20 protein-coding genes and 1 other RNA gene are annotated in these 17570 nt (G+C 60.4%); 3 read left to right on the top strand and 18 right to left on the bottom strand.

Translation table 11 applies throughout. The features are described 5' to 3' along the window. Positions 1-6: 6 nt before the first annotated feature. Both C1H84_RS15635 and crcB read left to right on the top strand, forming a co-directional pair. Positions 7-513 (top strand): fluoride efflux transporter FluC, encoded by a 507-nt coding sequence (locus C1H84_RS15635; RefSeq protein ID WP_113607928.1) that lies wholly within the window; start codon positions 7-9, stop codon positions 511-513. Next, entirely contained in the window at positions 510-893 is a 384-nt protein-coding gene (gene crcB / locus C1H84_RS15630) for a fluoride efflux transporter CrcB (protein WP_113607927.1), read from the top strand. Before C1H84_RS15635 ends, crcB begins: the two co-directional genes overlap by 4 nt. A gap of 88 nt (positions 894-981) precedes the next feature. Here the strand turns inward: crcB and C1H84_RS15625 are convergent, their stop codons facing one another. From C1H84_RS15625 to C1H84_RS15575, 11 genes are all read right to left on the bottom strand, one after another. After that, positions 982-1488, bottom strand: a complete 507-nt coding sequence (locus tag C1H84_RS15625; protein WP_047118717.1) for a DUF2568 domain-containing protein — start codon at positions 1486-1488, stop codon at positions 982-984. Positions 1489-1659: 171 nt separating this feature from the next. Then, positions 1660-2028: a transfer-messenger RNA gene (gene ssrA / locus C1H84_RS15620) on the bottom strand. 130 nt (positions 2029-2158) lie between these two features. Next, positions 2159-2638 (bottom strand): SsrA-binding protein SmpB, encoded by a 480-nt coding sequence (gene smpB, locus C1H84_RS15615; protein ID WP_047118716.1) that lies wholly within the window; start codon positions 2636-2638, stop codon positions 2159-2161. Positions 2639-2692: 54 nt separating this feature from the next. Further along, on the bottom strand, positions 2693-4126 hold the full coding sequence (locus tag C1H84_RS15610; RefSeq protein ID WP_113607926.1) for a M23 family metallopeptidase: 1434 nt from the start codon (positions 4124-4126) through the stop codon (positions 2693-2695). Between the two features lie 59 nt (positions 4127-4185). After that, positions 4186-5100, bottom strand: coding sequence for a permease-like cell division protein FtsX (gene ftsX / locus C1H84_RS15605; RefSeq protein WP_047118714.1), 915 nt, complete (start codon positions 5098-5100; stop codon positions 4186-4188). Continuing rightward, entirely contained in the window at positions 5097-5903 is an 807-nt protein-coding gene (ftsE, locus tag C1H84_RS15600; protein ID WP_113607925.1) for a cell division ATP-binding protein FtsE, read from the bottom strand. The genes ftsX and ftsE overlap by 4 nt, the downstream gene beginning before the upstream one ends. 328 nt (positions 5904-6231) lie before the next feature. Beyond that, positions 6232-7347 carry a peptide chain release factor 2 gene (gene prfB, locus C1H84_RS15595; RefSeq protein ID WP_047118712.1) on the bottom strand — a complete coding sequence of 372 codons (1116 nt, stop codon included), beginning with the start codon at positions 7345-7347 and terminating at the stop codon, positions 6232-6234. A 49-nt stretch (positions 7348-7396) separates the two neighbouring features. Beyond that, entirely contained in the window at positions 7397-7858 is a 462-nt protein-coding gene (locus tag C1H84_RS15590) for a hypothetical protein (RefSeq protein ID WP_113607924.1), read from the bottom strand. Then, positions 7851-8297 (bottom strand): hypothetical protein, encoded by a 447-nt coding sequence (locus C1H84_RS15585; RefSeq protein WP_113607923.1) that lies wholly within the window; start codon positions 8295-8297, stop codon positions 7851-7853. The genes C1H84_RS15590 and C1H84_RS15585 overlap by 8 nt, the downstream gene beginning before the upstream one ends. Then, positions 8290-8709 carry a TadE family protein gene (locus C1H84_RS15580; protein ID WP_113607922.1) on the bottom strand — a complete coding sequence of 140 codons (420 nt, stop codon included), beginning with the start codon at positions 8707-8709 and terminating at the stop codon, positions 8290-8292. The genes C1H84_RS15585 and C1H84_RS15580 overlap by 8 nt, the downstream gene beginning before the upstream one ends. Positions 8710-8716: 7 nt before the next feature. Next, a complete protein-coding gene (locus tag C1H84_RS15575; protein WP_231735973.1) occupies positions 8717-8950 on the bottom strand; it encodes a hypothetical protein in 234 nt (77 codons plus the stop codon). A 205-nt stretch (positions 8951-9155) separates the two neighbouring features. Here C1H84_RS15575 and C1H84_RS15570 point away from each other — a divergent pair, with 205 nt between their 5' ends. Next, positions 9156-9656, top strand: a complete 501-nt coding sequence (locus tag C1H84_RS15570; RefSeq protein ID WP_146956143.1) for a hypothetical protein — start codon at positions 9156-9158, stop codon at positions 9654-9656. A 521-nt stretch (positions 9657-10177) separates the two neighbouring features. Here the strand turns inward: C1H84_RS15570 and C1H84_RS15565 are convergent. From C1H84_RS15565 to C1H84_RS18090, 7 genes are all read right to left on the bottom strand, one after another. Beyond that, the gene (locus tag C1H84_RS15565) at positions 10178-10897 is read right to left on the bottom strand and encodes an NYN domain-containing protein (RefSeq protein WP_113607920.1); all 720 of its coding nucleotides are present in this window, start codon (positions 10895-10897) and stop codon (positions 10178-10180) included. Positions 10898-12706: 1809 nt separating this feature from the next. Continuing rightward, positions 12707-13720 carry a hypothetical protein gene (locus C1H84_RS15560; RefSeq protein WP_146956141.1) on the bottom strand — a complete coding sequence of 338 codons (1014 nt, stop codon included), beginning with the start codon at positions 13718-13720 and terminating at the stop codon, positions 12707-12709. Positions 13721-14138: 418 nt separating this feature from the next. Further along, positions 14139-14312 carry a hypothetical protein gene (locus C1H84_RS18340; RefSeq protein ID WP_181728171.1) on the bottom strand — a complete coding sequence of 58 codons (174 nt, stop codon included), beginning with the start codon at positions 14310-14312 and terminating at the stop codon, positions 14139-14141. After that, positions 14309-14662, bottom strand: a complete 354-nt coding sequence (locus C1H84_RS15550; protein ID WP_113607917.1) for a hypothetical protein — start codon at positions 14660-14662, stop codon at positions 14309-14311. Before C1H84_RS15550 ends, C1H84_RS18340 begins: the two co-directional genes overlap by 4 nt. Before the next feature lie 245 nt (positions 14663-14907). Further along, complete coding sequence (locus C1H84_RS15545) at positions 14908-16299, bottom strand: DNA primase family protein (RefSeq protein WP_113607916.1); 1392 nt, start codon at positions 16297-16299, stop codon at positions 14908-14910. Next, positions 16296-16565, bottom strand: coding sequence for a hypothetical protein (locus C1H84_RS15540; protein ID WP_113607915.1), 270 nt, complete (start codon positions 16563-16565; stop codon positions 16296-16298). The genes C1H84_RS15545 and C1H84_RS15540 overlap by 4 nt, the downstream gene beginning before the upstream one ends. 4 nt (positions 16566-16569) lie before the next feature. Beyond that, positions 16570-16854 carry a hypothetical protein gene (locus C1H84_RS18090; protein ID WP_146956139.1) on the bottom strand — a complete coding sequence of 95 codons (285 nt, stop codon included), beginning with the start codon at positions 16852-16854 and terminating at the stop codon, positions 16570-16572. Positions 16855-17570: the final 716 nt, after the last annotated feature.

Here is a 17570-nt window from a genome sequence, read left to right as displayed (position 1 = left end):
TGAGCAATGACCGAAGACCTCCCCCAGCCGCTGCCCCCGGGCCCCGAGCCGGCCGACGCCCTGCGCGCGCAGCGGCGCCGGAAGCGCCGGGCGCACCTGCGACCGGGCCAGCTGCTGCTGGTGTTCCTCGGCGGCGCGGCGGGAACCGCGGGCCGCGAGGCCGTGACTCTGCTGCTCCCTGCGCTGCACGGCTTTCCGAGCGCCACCTTCGCCGTGAACATCCTCGGTGCGCTGCTGCTCGGACTGCTGCTTGAATCGCTGGACCGCGCCGGCTCCAGCCCCAAGAGCGCCCGGCGGATGCGGCTGCTGCTGGGCACCGGGTTCATGGGAGGCTTCACCACCTACAGCACCTTCGCGGTGGACGCTGCGTTGCTGCTGGGCGCAGGCTCCGTCGGCCTCGGCGTGCTGTACGCGCTGGGCTGCGTCGTGCTCGGCGCGACGGCCAGCTGGTGCGGCATCCTGCTCGGGGCCACGCGCCGCCGCCGCGGAGCCTGCGCGGAGGATGCCCGATGACCGCCACGTTATTCATCGTTTTGTGCCTGTGCGGCGGCCTCGGGGCCTGCGCCCGCTACGCGCTGGACGGATTGGTCGCCTCCCGCCTAGCAGGGTCCCTGCCGTGGGGCACGATCCTCATCAATCTCAGCGGATCGTTCCTGCTGGGCCTGCTCGCGGGCTTGGCCGCCGGCAACCTGCTTCCCGCGGCGTGGCAGCTCGCAGTCGGAACGGGGTTCCTGGGCGGCTACACGACCTTCTCCACCGCCAGCGTCGAGACTGTGCGATTGCTGCAGGCTCGCAAGCCGGTAGCCAGCGCGGCTAATGCCGTCGGCACCATGCTCGGCGCCCTCTCTGCGGCCGGGCTCGGACTGTGGGCCGCCGCATGGCTGTGCTCGTGACCGGACGGACGATTAATAAGCACGATTAAAAGACATGAGCCAGGCCTGTCGGCCTGGCTCTACTGATTGAAAACTTGGGTGGTGCGACTCAGCGTGCGGCGCGGCGGCCGCGGGCTGGTGCTGGCGACTGCGCGGACTGGGCAGTTCGGGCGCCCACCGGCTGCGGTTGTGGCCGGGGGCTGGGCTGGGGCTTGGTCCGGTCGTGCGGTACTACGTAGCCGCCGGTGGCGAGGATCAGGATCGCGCTCACGCCGGTGAGCACGAGCATGGCGATGGCCCAGATCTGCGACTGCTCGGTGAACGACCGGTCGATGCTCAACCAGAGCACATAGGAGCCGACCAGGTAGATCAGGTGGATGAGCGTGAGCCTGGTGCGCAGGCGAAGCTTGACGACGGCCTTCGGCGAGAAGAACACCGACCAGAGCGCCAGCAACGGCACCACCACCACGAGGATCGCGGGGATCGTCGGCCAGGGCACATAGGCGATGGCGGCAAGTGCCGCGGCGAACAGCAAACCGACCTCCAGCAGGAAGGCGACGGCCGCGTAGAGCGAAGAGAGGATGGGTGAAACTTTCTGGGTATTGCTCTTGCCCATGGCTGACTGCCTCACTCTAATTCCGCATGTTTTCGCCCAAGGATGCTCTCGGTATCTACTCAATTCTATGTGGTAAACAGAACGCCCGCGAGCAGGCTCGCGCGAGAGGTACAGCACCTCCAACCCGATTCCGGGCAGCAAAAGGCCCCGGAACCGAAGTTCCGGGGCCGTTGGTGGAGATGGGGAGAATTGAACTCCCGTCCGATGTAGTGTTGCCAGGTCTTCTCCGGGCGCAGTTTGCTGCGGAATTTCTCTGCCCCAGCCATCACGCAAACAAGTGGCTGGTCCGGGCACAGTTGCCTAGATATGTACCCAACAGCGGCAACAACTGCCGGATACAGTGGCTATCTAAATGACGTTAGGAACAGGGGCGATAGCATCCCCTGGCTAACGGACTGTCTGGCTGCTTAGGCAGCGAGAGCGAAGTCAGTGCGCTTAGATTCGGCACTTATTGTTTTGCAAAGAGCGTTTACGAGATAACTTTGCGTCCTCGGCCCGCTTCATCTGTCGCGACTTACACCGTCGAAACCGATCATCCCCGTATTTTGTTGTCAGTTCCGGGTTTCCCCGGATGCAACCGCACCGAAGTGCGTTAATCAATCATAGCGCACCTCCCGCTGGAACCCCAACGAGAGATGCGCCACCGATTCAGCGCGTAGCTACAGCCCGATCAGGCATGACCGCGGTTGCGCTCGCGCATGGCACGCAGTGCTTCACGGTTGTCCTGCTTCTCGCGCAGCGTCTGACGCTTGTCGAATTCGCGCTTGCCTCGCGCTATGCCGATCTCGATCTTCGCGCGCCCCGACTTGAAGTACAGGCTCAGCGGCACGATGGTCAGGCCGGCTTCGGAGATCTTGCGCTCGATCTTGGTGAGCTCCTGGCGGTGCAGCAGGAGCTTGCGACGGCGACGAGCCGCGTGGTTGGTCCAGGAGCCGTTGAGGTACTCCGGGATGTAGCAGTTCTCGATATACAGTTCGCCGCGATAGAACTGGCCGAAGCCGTCCACCAGCGATGCCTTGCCTTCGCGCAAGGACTTCACTTCGGTGCCGGTCAGCACCATACCGGCTTCGAATGTGTCGAGAATTTCATAATCGTGGCGAGCTTTGCGGTTGCTCGCGATGACACGATCTTCCTGGTTCTTCTTGGCCATGACACTCCTTGCATGTCGCGGGCGGTTTCCCGCGCACAAATATCAAGTCTAGCGTTAGAGAAGTCCCAATGGGTTCACGGCTTGGCCGTTGACAATCGTTTCGAAGTGCAGGTGGCATCCGGTGGAGTTGCCGGTTGTGCCGACGTATCCGATGACCTGGCCCTGGGAGACCTTCTGCCCGACGCTGACGGCGATCTTGGACATGTGGTGGTAGTTCGTTGCCAGCGCCTTGCCGTTGACGACGCCGTGCGAAATTGTCACCTTGTTGCCCGAGGAGCCTCCCCAGCCTGCCATCCAGACTTCGCCGTCGGCGGCTGCAGTGATCGGCGAACCGCACTGGCCTCCGAAGCCCCAATCGAGACCGGCGTGCACGTAGCCGCCGCGTCCGCCGTAGTCGATGGTGCCGGCAGGCGTCGGGCGCCAGCCGAAGCTGGACGTGATCCGGTTGCCGGTAGTCGGCTTGACCAGTCCCCAGGCGCTGGAGCCTGACGACTGCGGCGCGGCCGGAGCGGAGGTTTCCTTGGGAACGTACTTCTTTTTGGTATAGGTCTGCTTCTTGGCCTTGGCTTCCGCGGCCAGCTTGGCCTGCTGGGCCTCGTAGGCCGCTTTGCGCTTGGCTTCGGCTTCGGCCGCCTTGCGCTTGCGTTCCTGCTCTTCGCGCAGCAGGCGCTCCTGGCGCTCCTTGATATCGGCCTGCACCTGCGCGTACTCGGCCTGTTGGGCCTTCAGCTTGGCCTGGATCTGTGGCTTCTTCGCTTCCAGCTGCGCGCTGAGGGACTCGGTGCTGACAACAAGCGCATCCAGCTCGTCCTTGGCGGACTGCGCCGCATTGCGGGCGGATTCCTCCTGGGCCAGCGCTTCTTCAGCCTGTGACTTCAGCGAGGAAATTTCCTTCTCCACCGCAGCCAGTCGGACCTTGTTGTTCTCGTTGTTCGCTTCCTCCTGCGCCAGATCGTTGTAGGCGGAGTTCTGCGATTCCATGGCGCGGTTGGCCATGTCGAGGCCGTCGGCCATGGCCGTCGCCGATTCCATGTTCAGGATCATGTCCAAGCCGCCGGATACGCCGCCACGCTTGTACGCTTCGGAAGCGATCTTGGCCATGGCGTCTTCCGCCTTGGCCATTTCCGCGTTGTTCGCTTCGATCTCCGCTGCGACCTTGTCACGGGTTCCCTGGGCGCTGATCAACCGGTCATTCAGGTCCGCCACGGTTGCCTGGGCGTTGGCGACGCGGTTCTGCGCATCGGCCAATGCCGCCTGCAGGACCGGGACCTGGGACTGCTGGTCACGCAGCTTCTGGTCGGTTTCCTGGATGTCTGCATCCAGGAACTCCATGTCCTGTTCCAGGTTGTCGATGTTCTCCTGAACCTCGACCTTCTTGTCATCGAGTTCATCGGCGACAACGAGACCAGCTGGCAGTGTCAGGGCGAGAGCCATTGCTCCACCGAGAGTGGCGCGCAGGAACTTGCGCCGAACTGCGTTGGACAGCATAGGTCTCCTTAGAGAAGTGCGAAAAGCAGGTTGAACACGACACAAAGGTCGAAGTGAAGCTAAACCTTCAGGTAACGCTTCAACGTTACCACTGATGAAATTGTTGCCAAAACGATACCAATTATCAAGAGCACCGGAGCTATGAGCCAGACCTCACCGGTGGAAATGAAAGCCACTCCGACGTTCTCACTTGCGAGTTTGTCCTCAACGAGGAACTTCATCAGCAGCCAGAGCGTCCCGGAAGCCAGCACGCCGCCAATGATGGAAGCAATAACGCCCTCGATGATGAACGGAAGCTGGATTGTTGCCTTGGAAGCGCCCACCAGACGCATGATCGTGGTTTCCAGCCGTCGATGCATGGCCGACAGCTGGATCGTCGTGCCAGTGAGGAGCACGGCGCAGGCGATCATGACGATCGCCACGATGGCGGCTGCGGCAGAGGCGACGCGAACGAGCTGGAAGACCTTTTCCAGCAGTTCGCGCTGGTCGACCACCGAATCCACGCCTGCAACGGTTGAGAATGCCTCGTTGATGACCTGGTATTTCTCAGGATCGACCAGGGCGACGCGGAAGGACTCGGGCAGCTGGTCGGCCTTGACCTGGTCGACGAGCGAGGAGTTCTTGTACTGGTCAAGGAAGTTCTTGTAGGCGTCTTCCTTGGACTCGTAGGCGATTTCCTTGACGTACGGCGCGAGCTGCTCGGATTCAAGCATGGCCTTGATGGAGTTGCGCTGATCGTCGGTGACCGGCTTGCCTGCGCAATTCGGCGAAGCGCTGGTGTCGTCGCAGAGGTACACGGCGACCTCCATGCGGTCGTACCAGTAGCCCTTCATCTGGTTGATCTGCAGCTGCAGGAGCGCCGAAGCGCCGACGAAGGTCAGCGACACGAAGGTCACCAGCACCACCGAAACGACCATGACGACGTTCTGGCGCAGGCCCTTGACGGCTTCGCGCAGGATAAATCCTAGTCTCACTGGTCTTCGTCCTTCTTTTCATTCATGGCTTCAAGCGGTTCGCGCTCTTCGTTCGGCTCGGCAGAGGCATCGCCGAAGAGCAGCGCGCGGGATCCGTCCTGGTTCACCACGGTCGTCATCGGCGTGTACTGGCCCTGCGCTTCATCTCGCACAACGCGTCCGGAGCTCAGCTCGATGACGCGGTGGCGGTACTCGCTGACCAGCTCATGGGCGTGCGTCGCCATCAGCACGGTGGTGCCGTTCTGGTTGATGCGGTCCAGCACGTTCATGACTTCAATGCTGTTCTTGCGGTCGAGGTTGCCGGTGGGCTCATCGGCCAGCAGGATGGCGGGCTTGTTCACAATCGCGCGGGCGATGCCTACGCGCTGCTGCTCGCCGCCGGAAAGTTCGGTTGGCTTGCGCCGGGCTTTGTCCTCGAGGCCTACGAGCTTCAATGCGTCGGGGACCCGGTCGCGGATCTGCGCGCGGGAGGCGCCGATGACTTCCATCGCGAAGGCGACATTGTCGAAAACTGTGCGTTCGCGCAGCAGGCGGAAGTCCTGGAAGACGAAGCCGATGTTGCGGCGCAGTTTCGGCACGCGGCGGCTCGGGATGCGATTCAGGTTCTGGCCGGCCACGTAGACCGCACCGTCGGTGGCGCGCTTCTCACGCAGGACAAGGCTGAGGAAGGTGGATTTACCGGAGCCGGATTCGCCGACAAGGAATGCGAACTCGCCGCGGTTGATCTCGATGCTCACGTCGTCCAGGGCAGCGTTTTTCTGCTTGGGCTCGTAAACCATCGAGACGTTTTCGAATTTAATCATGTCTTCAATCGCCAGTTTTCGTCGGGGCGCGACCCACGAAAACCAATCTCGAGAGCAAACGTCTTCTGATGCGCCAATCAACCAAACCTTATCGGGGCGCGGCGGCCATCATGAAAGCATTCGCGGGTGTGTTGCCAGATTCATCAGCTACTAACAGCTGACCCAAATTTTGTTCCGGCCGCCCAATCCTGCACTGGCAACCAGTTTTTACCGGTCGCTGTCGCAGGATCAGCAGGCGGCCTCGGGGACGTGAGTTTTCTCAAGCATCCGGTCCCCCGGACCTGCGGAAGCGACCCGCGCCGGAGCGGGTCGCGAGGGATCGTGCGGGCTACTTGCCCGGGCGGCGCTGCGTGGCGCGCCAGCGGATGCCGGCGTCGATGAAGTCGTCGATTTCCCCGTCGAGCACTGCAGCGGTGTTTCCGACTTCATGCTCGGTGCGCAGGTCCTTGACCATCTGGTACGGGTTGAGCACGTAGGAGCGCATCTGGTCGCCCCAGGACGCCTTGACGTCGCCGGCCAGTTCCTTCTTTTGCGCGTCCTGCTCGGCCTTCTTCTGCAGCAGGATTCGGGATTGCAGCACACGCAGCGCGGCGGCGCGGTTCTGGATCTGCGACTTCTCGTTCTGCATGGACACCACGATGCCGGTCGGGATGTGGGTCATGCGCACCGCGGAGTCGGTGGTGTTCACGCTCTGCCCGCCGGGACCCGAGGAGCGGAAGACGTCGACCTTGATTTCGCTTTCCGGGATCTCGATGGAGTCGGTCTGCTCGATCAGCGGGATGACTTCCACCGCGGCGAAGGAGGTCTGGCGGCGGCCCTGGTTGTCGAACGGCGAGATGCGCACCAGACGGTGGGTGCCGGCTTCGACCGAAAGGATGCCGAACGCGTAGGGCGCGTCGATTTCGAAGGTGGCGGACTTCAGCCCGGCTTCTTCGGCGTAGGAGGTGTCCATGACGGTCGCGCTGTAGCCGCGCTTCTCCGCCCAGCGCAGGTACATGCGCAGCAGCATTTCAGCGAAGTCCGCGGCGTCGACGCCCCCGGCACCTGAACGGATGGTGACCACGGCGCCGCGGGCGTCGAACTCGCCATTGAGCAGGGTGACGATTTCCAGGTCGTCCAGCGACTTGCGGATGGCGAGCAGTTCCTTGTCGGCTTCCGCCAGGGTGTCCGCGTCGTCTTCCAGCTCCGCGAGTTCGACCAGGACTTCCAGGTCGTCGATGCGGGTGTGCAGCTTGGTCAAGCGCTCCAGTTCCGACTGGCGGTAGGAGAGCTTGCTGGTGACGATCTGCGCGCTGGCAGGATCGTCCCACAGGTCTGGGGCACCGGCTTCCTCGGAAAGTACGGCGATGTCAGCCTTGATTTGATCGACGTCGCTCACCTCCTCGATGGCGGCGAAGGTCGCGCGGAGTGAGCGGATTTCAGCGGGGAAGTCAGTATTTGCCATGGTGTTCTAAGCCTACGCCATGTGCGGTTCGGTTCAGGATTTTGCGTCGCTAGCGGCTGAGTACGGTTCGCGCGGTGGAATGCACGGTAATGGGGATCCCGGCGGGCACGATCCAGCCGATGATGGGCGGGCTGACGGTGCCGGTAAGCACGATTTCGGCGCCCTGTCCCCCGGGCAGCACGTGGACCGAGGCGATGCCCAGGTTGTCGACGCGCCCCGAAGCGCCGACGTCCGCCAGGTAGCGCCGGGCTCCTTGCTGGACCTGGTCTGCGCTGAGCTGGATGCGCGGGGCGCCGCCGTCGGCGACGAATTCGAATTCGTCCACCGCCGCCACGATGGCCCCGTCGGCCAGGGAGAGCAGCTGCCGCGCTTTGAGGTTCACCGCGCTGGCGGCAAGGACCACGGAGATGGTCAGCAGCGTGATTGCGCACAAGCCGATGGCCAGCACCAGCGACTGGCCCTCTTCGCGCCGCGCGGCCAGGCGCAGCCGGCGCAGGCTGCGGCTAGCCAAAACGGTCAACCCTTTGGGCCGCGGTGGCGTCCACGGTGAAGGCCGAGGCGGAGATGTAGTCGGAGACGAAGGGCAGCGGGACGTCCAAGCTGACGGTGACGGTCACTACCGAGCCCGGGCTGAGGCATTCGCCGCTGCAGGCGATGGCGGTCTTCGATCCGCTGAATCCGAAGTTCGCCATGGCCCGGTCGGCCGCCGCCTGCGCGTTGGACCTGGCCTGTGCCGGGTTCTCGGACACGGCGAACACTTTGGCGGCCTGGTCAGCGGCGGAGACCACCGCGTAGCTGCCGCCTTCCAGCGCCGCGGCGGCCAGCACCAGGTAGATCATCGGGATCAGCAGGATCGTGGCGGCGAAGATGAACTCCACGATCGCACTGCCCCGCTCCGCGGCGGCCGCCGTGCGACACCGGCGCAGCAGCTGGCGGCTGGCCCTAGCCATAACGCACCGCATCCGAGCTGACGCTCAGCTCCCACCCGTTGGGCAGGAAACCGATCAGCGGCACCCTGGTGTTGACGGTGACTGTCACCAGCTGGGTGCCGCCGATGGCCGTGGTTGACACGGACACGTCCCTGGCAAAGCCGGCGTACAGCGATTCGGTGATGAGCGTGCGGGTGCGGCCTGCCGCGTCGGCGGGCGAACGGTTTGCCAGCGCGCCGTAATGGGCGCCGTTGGCGGCGGCGTCGGTGAGCGTATTGCGCACGTGCAGCGCCAAGGCCAGCTGCATGATCGAGAAGGCCAGCACGATCAGCAACGTGGTGATCATGACGAATTCGGCCACGGCCGAGCCGCGTTCCCCGTCCTGCCCGAGCCTGCCGGCGCTGCCGGTACGCCGGCCCGTACGGTTGCGCATGCCGGTCCTAGCCCAACCCGGACACCCTGTCGATGGCCTGGTTGAACAAGTCCTGCAGCCGGGGTCCGGCGATCGCCAGCAGGGCGGCCACCAGCAGGGCGCTCATCAACGTGATCATGACCCATCCGGGCACGTCGCCGCGCTGGTCGCGGGCCCGGGCGGCCGCCCGGTCCCAGAGGTCCCGGCCCGCGTCGGCGACGTGCAGGCTGAGGGTGAACATCATCATGTGGAGCCGTGACATGGTGGCCCCTCCTTCGTGTAGGTGGTGCGGTGTGATGGTTTCAATGTCGGACCCGTCAATAGCTCATCTCCAAAAGCGCTAGTCCCGGGAAGATCGCGAAGACGATGGTCAGCGGCAGCACGCCGAAGATGATGGGTACGGAAATTTAGATAAGACTTTCCTCGTACACAAAAAATGCCCCGGCGGTGCGCTAACACCCCGGAGCATGGCTCAAACCTACGTGGAAGGTCTGAACATGATTCAGCATACCCAATCCCAGCTTGTCGCGTCTCTCTCCCAATACACTGATTCTCAGATTGCCCGTGAGCTGCTGCGCCGGGCGGAAGAACGCGAGCATCTGGAAGCCACCGCTAAGGCCGTCGAGATCCTGCGAGAGATCCCGGAAGCGCTTAGCCCTAAGTGGACTGTGAACAAGCTCTGTAATCTGGCCATCGCTCATGGCCTGCCGGCTAGTGCAGCGTTCGCCGCGTGGGAAGAACTCACCGCTTCGACGTCGGATGCTCGCATTTCAAATGCGACCCTTCCCGGTGGTTTCACCGTTGGCCAGCGTGTCCGCAATATCAAGTCCGGTGCAGAGTACACCGTTACCGGTGCCGGCATCCTCACCAATCATGTTTCGGTGCAGCTCGATGCGCCCGATGCAGACGGTTGCATGAAAGATGAGTTCTACGCGTCGTTTCTTGAGCCGGTGAACGCCGATGCGTAACGCTCTGAAATTCTCTGTTCGCACCGTGTTCTATGGTGCCGTCTCACTGGCGCTTATCACCGTTCCACAAGTCATCTGCGCCGCCGTGGGCGCGCCTGTGACGCTCTAACACCCCTTCCAAGCATCACGCGGTGGTAATTGCCTATCGCGTGGGCTGGGATGCGCTCACAGCAAGTTCTGTGAGCGTTTCCGAGCCTTGCTGCTCACGTCGCTGTTCTAGATTCTCAGACGCTAACCGATTGAATCCCGGTGATACCCATATTTGCTAGCCAACCGGGGCTAGACCGTCGCACGATGGCCAGGTGCATATGACGGGTTGCACTAGCTCGCACCGTAAAACGGTGTGGGCTATTCGTGCTGGAAGGATTCAGACAATGGGCGGTGGAATCGGGAATTTTGGGGCAGGGGATAAAGACAAGCTCACCCTTGGGTGTCCGCTAGCGCGTAGCGCCTGATATGAATTTGCGAACTACAGTCTGTGGCTCTATAGTTTTAACTACTTACTTGAACCGCTTCGGTGGTCAAGCGGAGGTTGGATTTACGGATCCAACCTCCTTTTGAGTTTGCGCCCATGCATCCGGCCTATGAACACTTGTGCCGTCTGCCAGCGTGACTTCATCGGGAAATTGGCAAGCGCGCATTGCCGACTCTCTGACTGTGATTCTCCGGTCACCTCTTAGCGCGTTCTGTCCTCCCGGGTCAGCAATAATGACTTCGATTCCCTGCTCTTTTGCAATTCGCGCAGCCATTGACAGGTCAGCATCACCCGAAACGATTAGGATGCTATCAATCTCCGAAGTAAAAGAATCCTTGACGATGGATAACGCAAGATTCACGTCAGACCCTTTTTCTTCTGTCTTTTCGACTTCTACGGTAACTTTGCGGCAGCACTTGCACTCTGGAACCTGAGTGTCATCATGAGTTGCACAGCAGTCGCACCTGTCATTCTCAACACGCTTTAGGCGCTTTCGGCGTACTTTGAATTTACCGAAGGTTAGCTCCAACCCCGATAGAGTTCTCAACGCTTTGAAATAGTGATCTTGACGCGTCGGTGCATCTGGATCTTCCGCACGGCCGACAACTTTCGCCGTAAAATATCCGATCTTAGCTACCTCATAACCGGGCATGATGATCTCACACCAACGACGGATATTTAGCCATTTCAGATCCGGGTTGTCTCTGAGTGCCCCATAGTACAGATTGAAACCGTCGATATACACGTTTATGCGTTTCTTAGTCATTAGAGAATGATACGCAGTTATCTCTGTATCCCATGCATTTGTTTAGATACTCCCAGTACCTGTGTAGGGCTATCATGGACTCTCGTTCCAACCGCGAAAGGGTAGGCGGTGAGCACCCAACCAGGGGTACGCAAAAACGCGTACCCCAGGTACTCGCTCAGTGAGTACCCCAAGGTACCCACTCAATGGGTACCCCTCTAGAGATCAAATCCTGCAATGTAATTTTTGACCTTTTGAGGGGTGCGCGTTCTCGATATGCCCACCACAACAGATGCGCAGGACTTATCAAATCGCGGCGAGCTAACGCTACATAGTTATCCGCCAATTGCCGTTATCCATGCGCACCGCTTTGCGTCCAGGTTCGGGATAATAGCTGCCAGCTTCCTGCAATTCCCTTATGTCGGGGTCGCCATTTGGTTGCCAGTCGTTTGAAACCGTATGGCCCTCCAGCTGGCCGCATTTCTGACAGAAATACTTAACTACTGGATCTATCCACCTACGCCTCGACACCGTACCTTGGGCAGTCCTAATCGATTGATCTTCAGATCGCCCCGGTTCGTATTCGAGAACCTTCAAGAACTTATTCGTTCCGCAACGCTTACAGGTAGGTTCCATGACCTTGCCTTTCACTCAACCTATGGAACGTACATGCTATGTCGTTTGACGGTGGCTCGCACCATATTGCACCCATTGGGCAGGATCACGGCTGGATCATCTGCGGAAAATACCATCTGTGGAAATCGGCTGAAAATAGATCGCAGTGCCCGAGGTGCGAGACGCTAGAGCGGTCGTTTACCCCCTCCCCCCTGGGCTTTGCGGGGCTGTCAGCAGCTCGGGGGGATATTTATCGCTATGCGTGTTGTGCGAACGGCTGAGGTGCTCTAACCCCCTCCCCCGTGGGTTGAATGGTGCTAGAGAGATCTCTATGCCGGGGGTGGGAACGCCGGCTGAATGGTCGAACCCCATCCCCCTGCCTCATGCGTGGGGTGTGGTGCGGTTAGGCTGTGGGGATGGTTGCTGTGCTGTCTTTGGTTGTCTCTGGTGTTGCTGCGTTGGTGGCTGTGGTTGTGTATCTGGTGGAGAGGACGCGCAGTAGGGTCACGCCTAGTTGGTTGCCTCAGCGTGATAAGCGTTCGCTGGATGATCCTGATGAGCGTTACCGTGAGGTGCGGGATCAGGGGCAGATACATGCTGTGGGTGAGGGGACGATGGAAGGCGCGTTCCTTGATGTGTTGCATGGGTCGTTAGTGTCTGGTGAGTTCCCGCGCTGCTACACGTTTAGGGATGCTGAGGTGTCCTATAGGTTCATCGCTGATAGGGCTGCTGTGCTTGCTGGTGCTGAGCCTGTGGTGGCGATGTACTGGTTTGAGCCTGGGGTGTTTGGTCGTAGGTTCCGTGGGTACCGGCTGCATACTGTGACGTTGAGGTATGAGGAATTACGACGTGCTCGGTTGCGTCCGTGGGTGCGGGGTTGGGTGCAGGCTGGGAAGCCTCCGATTGATCCTGCACCGATGACTGCTGGCCGGTCGTTGTGGCGTGGGGTGTGGTGATATTGGTTAGTCCCCCGACCCGCGTGTATTGGGTCGAGGGACTGTAGGGCGACACTAGCGGCGTCTTATAAAGGATTCCTCTCTTGGTCAACCGCTATCTTTTGTGTGTCGCCTAGGCGCTGGCCGATCTGTGCGACGGTCGTCATTGTCGCTCCTGGCCATCGTTCCGGCTCTTGCCGTGTTGCAGATCGCTGGTGACGTTCACGCCGTGTCTTTTGGTAGGTAGCCCACACCTGTTGAGGTGCGGGCTACCTGTGGTTTAGCGGGACATCATGCGGCCATCGTGCATGAGGGTCTGCACAACCTGCGCTTCGGGCTGGTCGGCGGCTAGGGCTTCCGCGTCTGCCTTGCGCACCTCGGCGTGTTCCTTGCTGTTATGCAGGTCTTCCCATTCGGTGGCGGTGGGCAGATGCGCGGTGTGTCCGTTGCCGATGGTCATTGCCCACCACTGCAGGCTCGCGGTGTTGGTGCTGCCCTTGTAGCCGGCGGTGGTTACGACGGCGGCGGGGTTAGTGAAGGCGTTGCTGTTGTAGAACATGGCGCGCAGCATGTAGGCCTGATCGAGCTGTTCGGCAATGTCTTGGTTCTTGTCGATGAGCTGGGCGTGGGCGTAGTCCTTGTTCTGGACTGCTGCTTCAAGATCCCAGTTCTTGCCGGGGTGCTTCTCGATGAGGGTCTTGAGCCGGCGTAGCGCTGGTTCGAAGATGGTTCGGCGCACCTGTTCGGTGAGGTCGTCGGCGTGCTCGTTCAGTACGTCGATGAACTGTGCTCGTGCGGTGGTTACGACCTGTTCGGTGAGGGCATGGATGCCGTACCATGCCGCGTAATTTTCCATGTGTTCGCTGGGGTCTTCGCCGGCGATGACGGCTCGGGCTGCGGCTTCGAGGTTTGGGATGTTGGCGGCGGGTGCAAGGTCACGGACTCGTGCTGCTGCTTGCTGCTGGTTGGTGATGAGATCTTCGGTGAGGATCTTTGGTGCTTTGAGGTTGTGCTTTCGGATTGCTCGGGTGATGCCGCGCAGTCGTGGGGTGATGGTGTGGGTCTGGTCGAGGCGGTCTTCGATGTTGTAGTTCATATGCAGTTCGTCGCTTTCGTTCTGGTTGTTGTTGGTGTTGCCGGCGAAGTTGATCATGTTGTTTTCCATGGTTTTGTTGCCTTTCAGAATTGGATAGTGATGTGTGAGATTGCGTAGATCCAGTTGCGTTCGCTCGGGGTTGCTGAGCGGTGCGTTTTGCATCTGATGCGCACTTTGCTGCCGGGGGTCGGTGGCCATGTATTGAATTCGTGTCGCCCGTAGGCGTGGATGTAGTCACATGCTGGGCATTGCACTGTTACGGCAATGTCGCTGATGTTGTCTGGGGTGATGTTCACGGCTCGTTTCCTCAGTCCGCACTGGTGGCCGGTAGTAGTGGTTCGGGGTGTCCGTCTGCGGCGGTGAGGGTGCTACGGCTGGTGTAGGCCGGCTGTAGGACTCGGGGTGGTTCCCGGTGCTCTGGTGTCTCTGTGGCCTGCTCTAGTTGGTCTGCGAGGTCGTGGAGGGTGTCTGCCAGGGTTCGGGCTTCACCGGGGGTCAGGTGGGCGGCTAGTCCCCATGCGCCGCGTAGTTGGATGCCGTTGATGCGCTGTTTGTCTTTGGTGATCCACTCTTGGATTCTGACTGAGCCGATGTAGGGCGGGCGGTTGCAGGTCATTTAGTTGTCTCCTTCGCAGTGGTGTTCGAGCATTCGGCGTTCGGCTGATTCGGCGCGGTGTTTCCAGTAGTTCGCGTTCTGTTCCCAGTGGGCGGCGCGTTCCCATAGGACGGCGGCTTGGGCGTGTTCTGAGTAGGTCTGGATCTGTCGGTCTGAGTAGTAGTAGCCGCTCATGCGTTGATTCCTCCGATTTCGGCCATCTTTGCGCGGGGGTCTGCGCCTGTGGCGGTTTGCATCACGTCGAATGAGGGGGCGAGAATATCGTCAACCAATAGCGGGATGGCGTTCATGAGGATGTACCCGATGCTTTCGTGCCCGTGCTGTTGGATTGCTTCGCGTAGTGTCGCCCTGGTCTGGGCTTCGTCTCCAGCGTGCGCTGCCAGTTTGAACGCGAGGTTAGCGCCGTCGTTCTGTAGCTGGTCAAGTTTGAGGCTTCCGACGGGTAGGCCGTTGCTTCCCGTGATGATGAAGTCGTTCACGCCTTCGAGTTGCTTGATGAGTTCTTCGGGGAGTTCGTTAGTCATGGTTCTAGTCCTCTAGTTCGTCGTAGTAGCTTTGGCATAGCTGGTGGAGTCCTGCTGTGCGTTTTCTGCGGGGTAGGTATCCGCCGCATACGAGGCAGTCTGTGGTGAGGTTTTCGAGGGGGTCGGGGCACTTAGGGTCACTTAGGGCAGATGTTCCCAGTGATTCCCTAGAATCATTTCCCGCGAGAATCGCTGGGAAGAAGTGCCCCAAGTGACCCTGCTTTGCCCTAGAATCACCGTTTGCACTAGTCAAGTGGTAATTCATCGGTTTTGAGTCCTGCCCCCTTCCAGACCCTGATTCCGTTGGTTTTGCCTTCGGTGATCCCCTGTAGTGCTGCGATACGTGGCGCAAATGCCCTGGCGGTGAGTTGTTCTGCCCCGTTGTCTCGTGCCCATGCAAGGTAGGCGTGGTGCAGTTCGGAACGGCTCACTTTGGCGTTCTCGGTCAGCACGCATTCATCGGCGATGAACTGTTTCACCGTGTCGTTTTCAGCCCGGTAATCAGTGGTTGCGGCCATGACCTTTGCTGGTGCGTCGAGGCCGATTTGCTGATACTCGAATAGGCCGGCTACAGCCCAGCCAAGGATGCCGTCTGCTGCCAGTTGCAGGTCTTCAGATAGCGCGTGGTCTTCGCGGCCTTCGAATGACACCTCGAACGGCACTACGCGGATTCGTGCCCAAACTGCCTGGGCGGTGGGATCCACTTTCGGCAGGTCGTTGGTGAGCATGAAAAATGAGTGCGACGGGTCGAACTGGATCCGGTCTTGCCCCATGTGCTTCGCGGTGATTCGGTCGCCGCCGGTGAGCTGTTTCATGGTGGACTCTGCCAGCTCTGCGCCCTTTTCCAGCTCGCTCATGACTGCCCAGCGTGCCCCGCGTAGATCCATCTGTGCAGATAACTCTGAGGCTGATTTGTGGCCGTGTCTGCCGGTCACAAGCATGTCGTTTGAGGCCGTGATGCCGTAGTCTCCCATAGCGTGAGATACAGCGTCCGCTAGTACCGATTTGCCGTTGCGGCCGCTGCCGGTGGCGACGACTAGAACGTGATCGCGTACTCGTCCGATGAGGGCTGAGCCGATGTAGCGTTGCAGGAAGTGGCGCACCTCGGGATCTGGTAGCGAGGATTCGAGGAATCGTAGCCACCGTTCACTAGCCTGGGTGGTGTCGTAGCCGGCTCGCGTGATCTTGGTGAGGTTGTCCGCTGGATTGTGTGGGCGTAGTTCGAGGGTGCGCAGATCCAAGGTGCCGTTGGAAACATTCAGCAGATAAGGATCTGCGTCCATTTCGTCGGCGCTGGCGGTGAGCCATTTGGAAGCTAGTTCTAGCACGCCGTTGGATCCGCTGGCGGTCATGCAAGATCGAACGTCTGCCGCTAGATCCTTGTCGGCCATGGCTTCACCCCAGCACACTGCCAGTAGCTCCTGTAGTAGCCTGTGGGCGTGCTTGGCGTGCTTGTCCTCTGCCCAGCGTGCGCCGTCGTAGTAGTGCCAGCCCATGCCGGTTACGTGCTTGCAGTGGCCGGCGTAGCGCTGATTGAATCGGGCGGCGATGCGCTGGTGCGAGCGCAAACCATTGTCATCCCATGCGATGGGTTCCGAGTCGAAAGCCTCGGCTAGGAAATAGTCTGGGGTGGTCATCGGATTTCACCGCGTTTCATTTTTTCTCGTGCTGCTACCACGTCGATTGCGTCGTGTGCTGATCGGGCGGCTTTGCGTTGCCATTCTTCGCCGGCTTCCATCGTGTAGAAGATGCGTGCGGCGCGTTCTGCGTGCGTCTCGGCGGTTTCTTCGGCGTCTGCCCAGCCCTGCTTGTATCCGTGCTGTTTGCCCAGCATGTAGGCCTCTAGCAGCTGTGGATCCTGGCCGATGCGGTGGGCTAGGTCAGTTGCTTGGGTGAAGGTCATTTCGCTAGTCATCGTTCGCCCCGCTAACCGGGGTGAGCTGGCATAGAACGATGGACGCTTCGAGGCCGGCCATGGTGGCGCGGTCGATGGCTCGTTGTGCCGATGGCAAGGAGAAATACACCCTCTTGCGGAAGCGCTTCGGGGTGTGGTCGCCTCTGATTTGAACTACGGCAACATAGATTCCAGATACCAAACCGTCGTGTGCCGGTGATAGAATAGGAGTACCGTCTGAGAGATTTTCTGAATGACCCTGGTTGCCCGCCGGGGTCATTTTCTTTGTCTCGTTCATGCTCGGCGCTCACCCCCGGTTGCGCGTGCCTTGGCCTGTTCGCCGGCTACCGTTCGCATTACGTGCTGGTGGCGGGTTAGGGCTAGTTCATCGTGCTGTTCGGTGGTGTAGAGCGCTCCGGGCGTTGCGCCGTGCCGGACGTAGCCTTGTGCCTCGTGGACGATTGCGAACCATCCTGGGGGAAGGATTTTTTCGGCTAGGTCGCGGTGCTGTGGTTGCATGACCATCTTTCGCAGATGGGTTGCCATGCGCCGGGACATGCGGCGTTTGCCGTTGTATCCGGTCAAGAAATAGTCATCGAGTTCAGCACGGGTCACGGCTAGTTCGATGTAGGTTTCTTGGGGTTCCTTTGGCGATTGAGGCGTAATCGCAGGACTAGTCAGGTTCGCGGCTTTCAAGCAGCATCACCGCCGTATGGGCGTAGTAGCGATGCGATGCGATGGGCTTGCTCGTCCGTTAGCGGCGGCGCTTGGGCAACTACGCGGGCTACGTATTCTTCGAGCTTGGCGGCGCATAGGTTACGACGGGCATTGATAAGGTCGGGGTCGTTTGGCTTACGCGAGCGAGATAAAGACGCGACGCGGGCGCGTTCTGAAGTCCAAGACAATGAAAAAGCCTCCGAGCATGGCAATTACGCCCTCTGCTTGGAGGCTTTCTGCTGCGATCCCGTAAATCCGGTGATCCAACGTTACTACTTAGTCTAGCACCTAGTTAGG

The sequence above is a fragment of the Glutamicibacter soli genome (genome assembly GCF_003309065.1).
Taxonomy (GTDB): domain Bacteria; phylum Actinomycetota; class Actinomycetes; order Actinomycetales; family Micrococcaceae; genus Glutamicibacter; species Glutamicibacter soli.
Note: the sequence above shows the minus strand (reverse complement) of the source record. Positions and strands in the feature narration are given on the sequence as shown.

What these genes read in the sequence shown, in the direction of transcription:
- C1H84_RS15635 (WP_113607928.1), top strand. Translation starts at nt 7, where the DNA reads ATGACCGAAGACCTCCCCCAGCCGCTGCCCCCGGGCCCCGAGCCGGCC.
- C1H84_RS15610 (WP_113607926.1), bottom strand. Translation starts at nt 4,126, where the DNA reads ATGCTGTCCAACGCAGTTCGGCGCAAGTTCCTGCGCGCCACTCTCGGT.
- C1H84_RS18340 (WP_181728171.1), bottom strand. Translation starts at nt 14,312, where the DNA reads ATGAGCGGCTACTACTACTCAGACCGACAGATCCAGACCTACTCAGAA.
- C1H84_RS18090 (WP_146956139.1), bottom strand. Translation starts at nt 16,854, where the DNA reads ATGAACGAGACAAAGAAAATGACCCCGGCGGGCAACCAGGGTCATTCA.
- prfB (WP_047118712.1), bottom strand. Translation starts at nt 7,347, where the DNA reads ATGGCAAATACTGACTTCCCCGCTGAAATCCGCTCACTCCGCGCGACC.
- C1H84_RS15540 (WP_113607915.1), bottom strand. Translation starts at nt 16,565, where the DNA reads ATGACCTTCACCCAAGCAACTGACCTAGCCCACCGCATCGGCCAGGAT.
- C1H84_RS15585 (WP_113607923.1), bottom strand. Translation starts at nt 8,297, where the DNA reads ATGGCTAGGGCCAGCCGCCAGCTGCTGCGCCGGTGTCGCACGGCGGCC.
- C1H84_RS15570 (WP_146956143.1), top strand. Translation starts at nt 9,156, where the DNA reads ATGGCTCAAACCTACGTGGAAGGTCTGAACATGATTCAGCATACCCAA.
- C1H84_RS15565 (WP_113607920.1), bottom strand. Translation starts at nt 10,897, where the DNA reads ATGACTAAGAAACGCATAAACGTGTATATCGACGGTTTCAATCTGTAC.
- crcB (WP_113607927.1), top strand. Translation starts at nt 510, where the DNA reads ATGACCGCCACGTTATTCATCGTTTTGTGCCTGTGCGGCGGCCTCGGG.
- ftsE (WP_113607925.1), bottom strand. Translation starts at nt 5,903, where the DNA reads ATGATTAAATTCGAAAACGTCTCGATGGTTTACGAGCCCAAGCAGAAA.
- C1H84_RS15575 (WP_231735973.1), bottom strand. Translation starts at nt 8,950, where the DNA reads ATGTCACGGCTCCACATGATGATGTTCACCCTCAGCCTGCACGTCGCC.
- C1H84_RS15580 (WP_113607922.1), bottom strand. Translation starts at nt 8,709, where the DNA reads ATGCGCAACCGTACGGGCCGGCGTACCGGCAGCGCCGGCAGGCTCGGG.
- C1H84_RS15625 (WP_047118717.1), bottom strand. Translation starts at nt 1,488, where the DNA reads ATGGGCAAGAGCAATACCCAGAAAGTTTCACCCATCCTCTCTTCGCTC.
- C1H84_RS15545 (WP_113607916.1), bottom strand. Translation starts at nt 16,299, where the DNA reads ATGACCACCCCAGACTATTTCCTAGCCGAGGCTTTCGACTCGGAACCC.
- C1H84_RS15560 (WP_146956141.1), bottom strand. Translation starts at nt 13,720, where the DNA reads ATGGCCACCGACCCCCGGCAGCAAAGTGCGCATCAGATGCAAAACGCA.
- smpB (WP_047118716.1), bottom strand. Translation starts at nt 2,638, where the DNA reads ATGGCCAAGAAGAACCAGGAAGATCGTGTCATCGCGAGCAACCGCAAA.
- C1H84_RS15550 (WP_113607917.1), bottom strand. Translation starts at nt 14,662, where the DNA reads ATGACTAACGAACTCCCCGAAGAACTCATCAAGCAACTCGAAGGCGTG.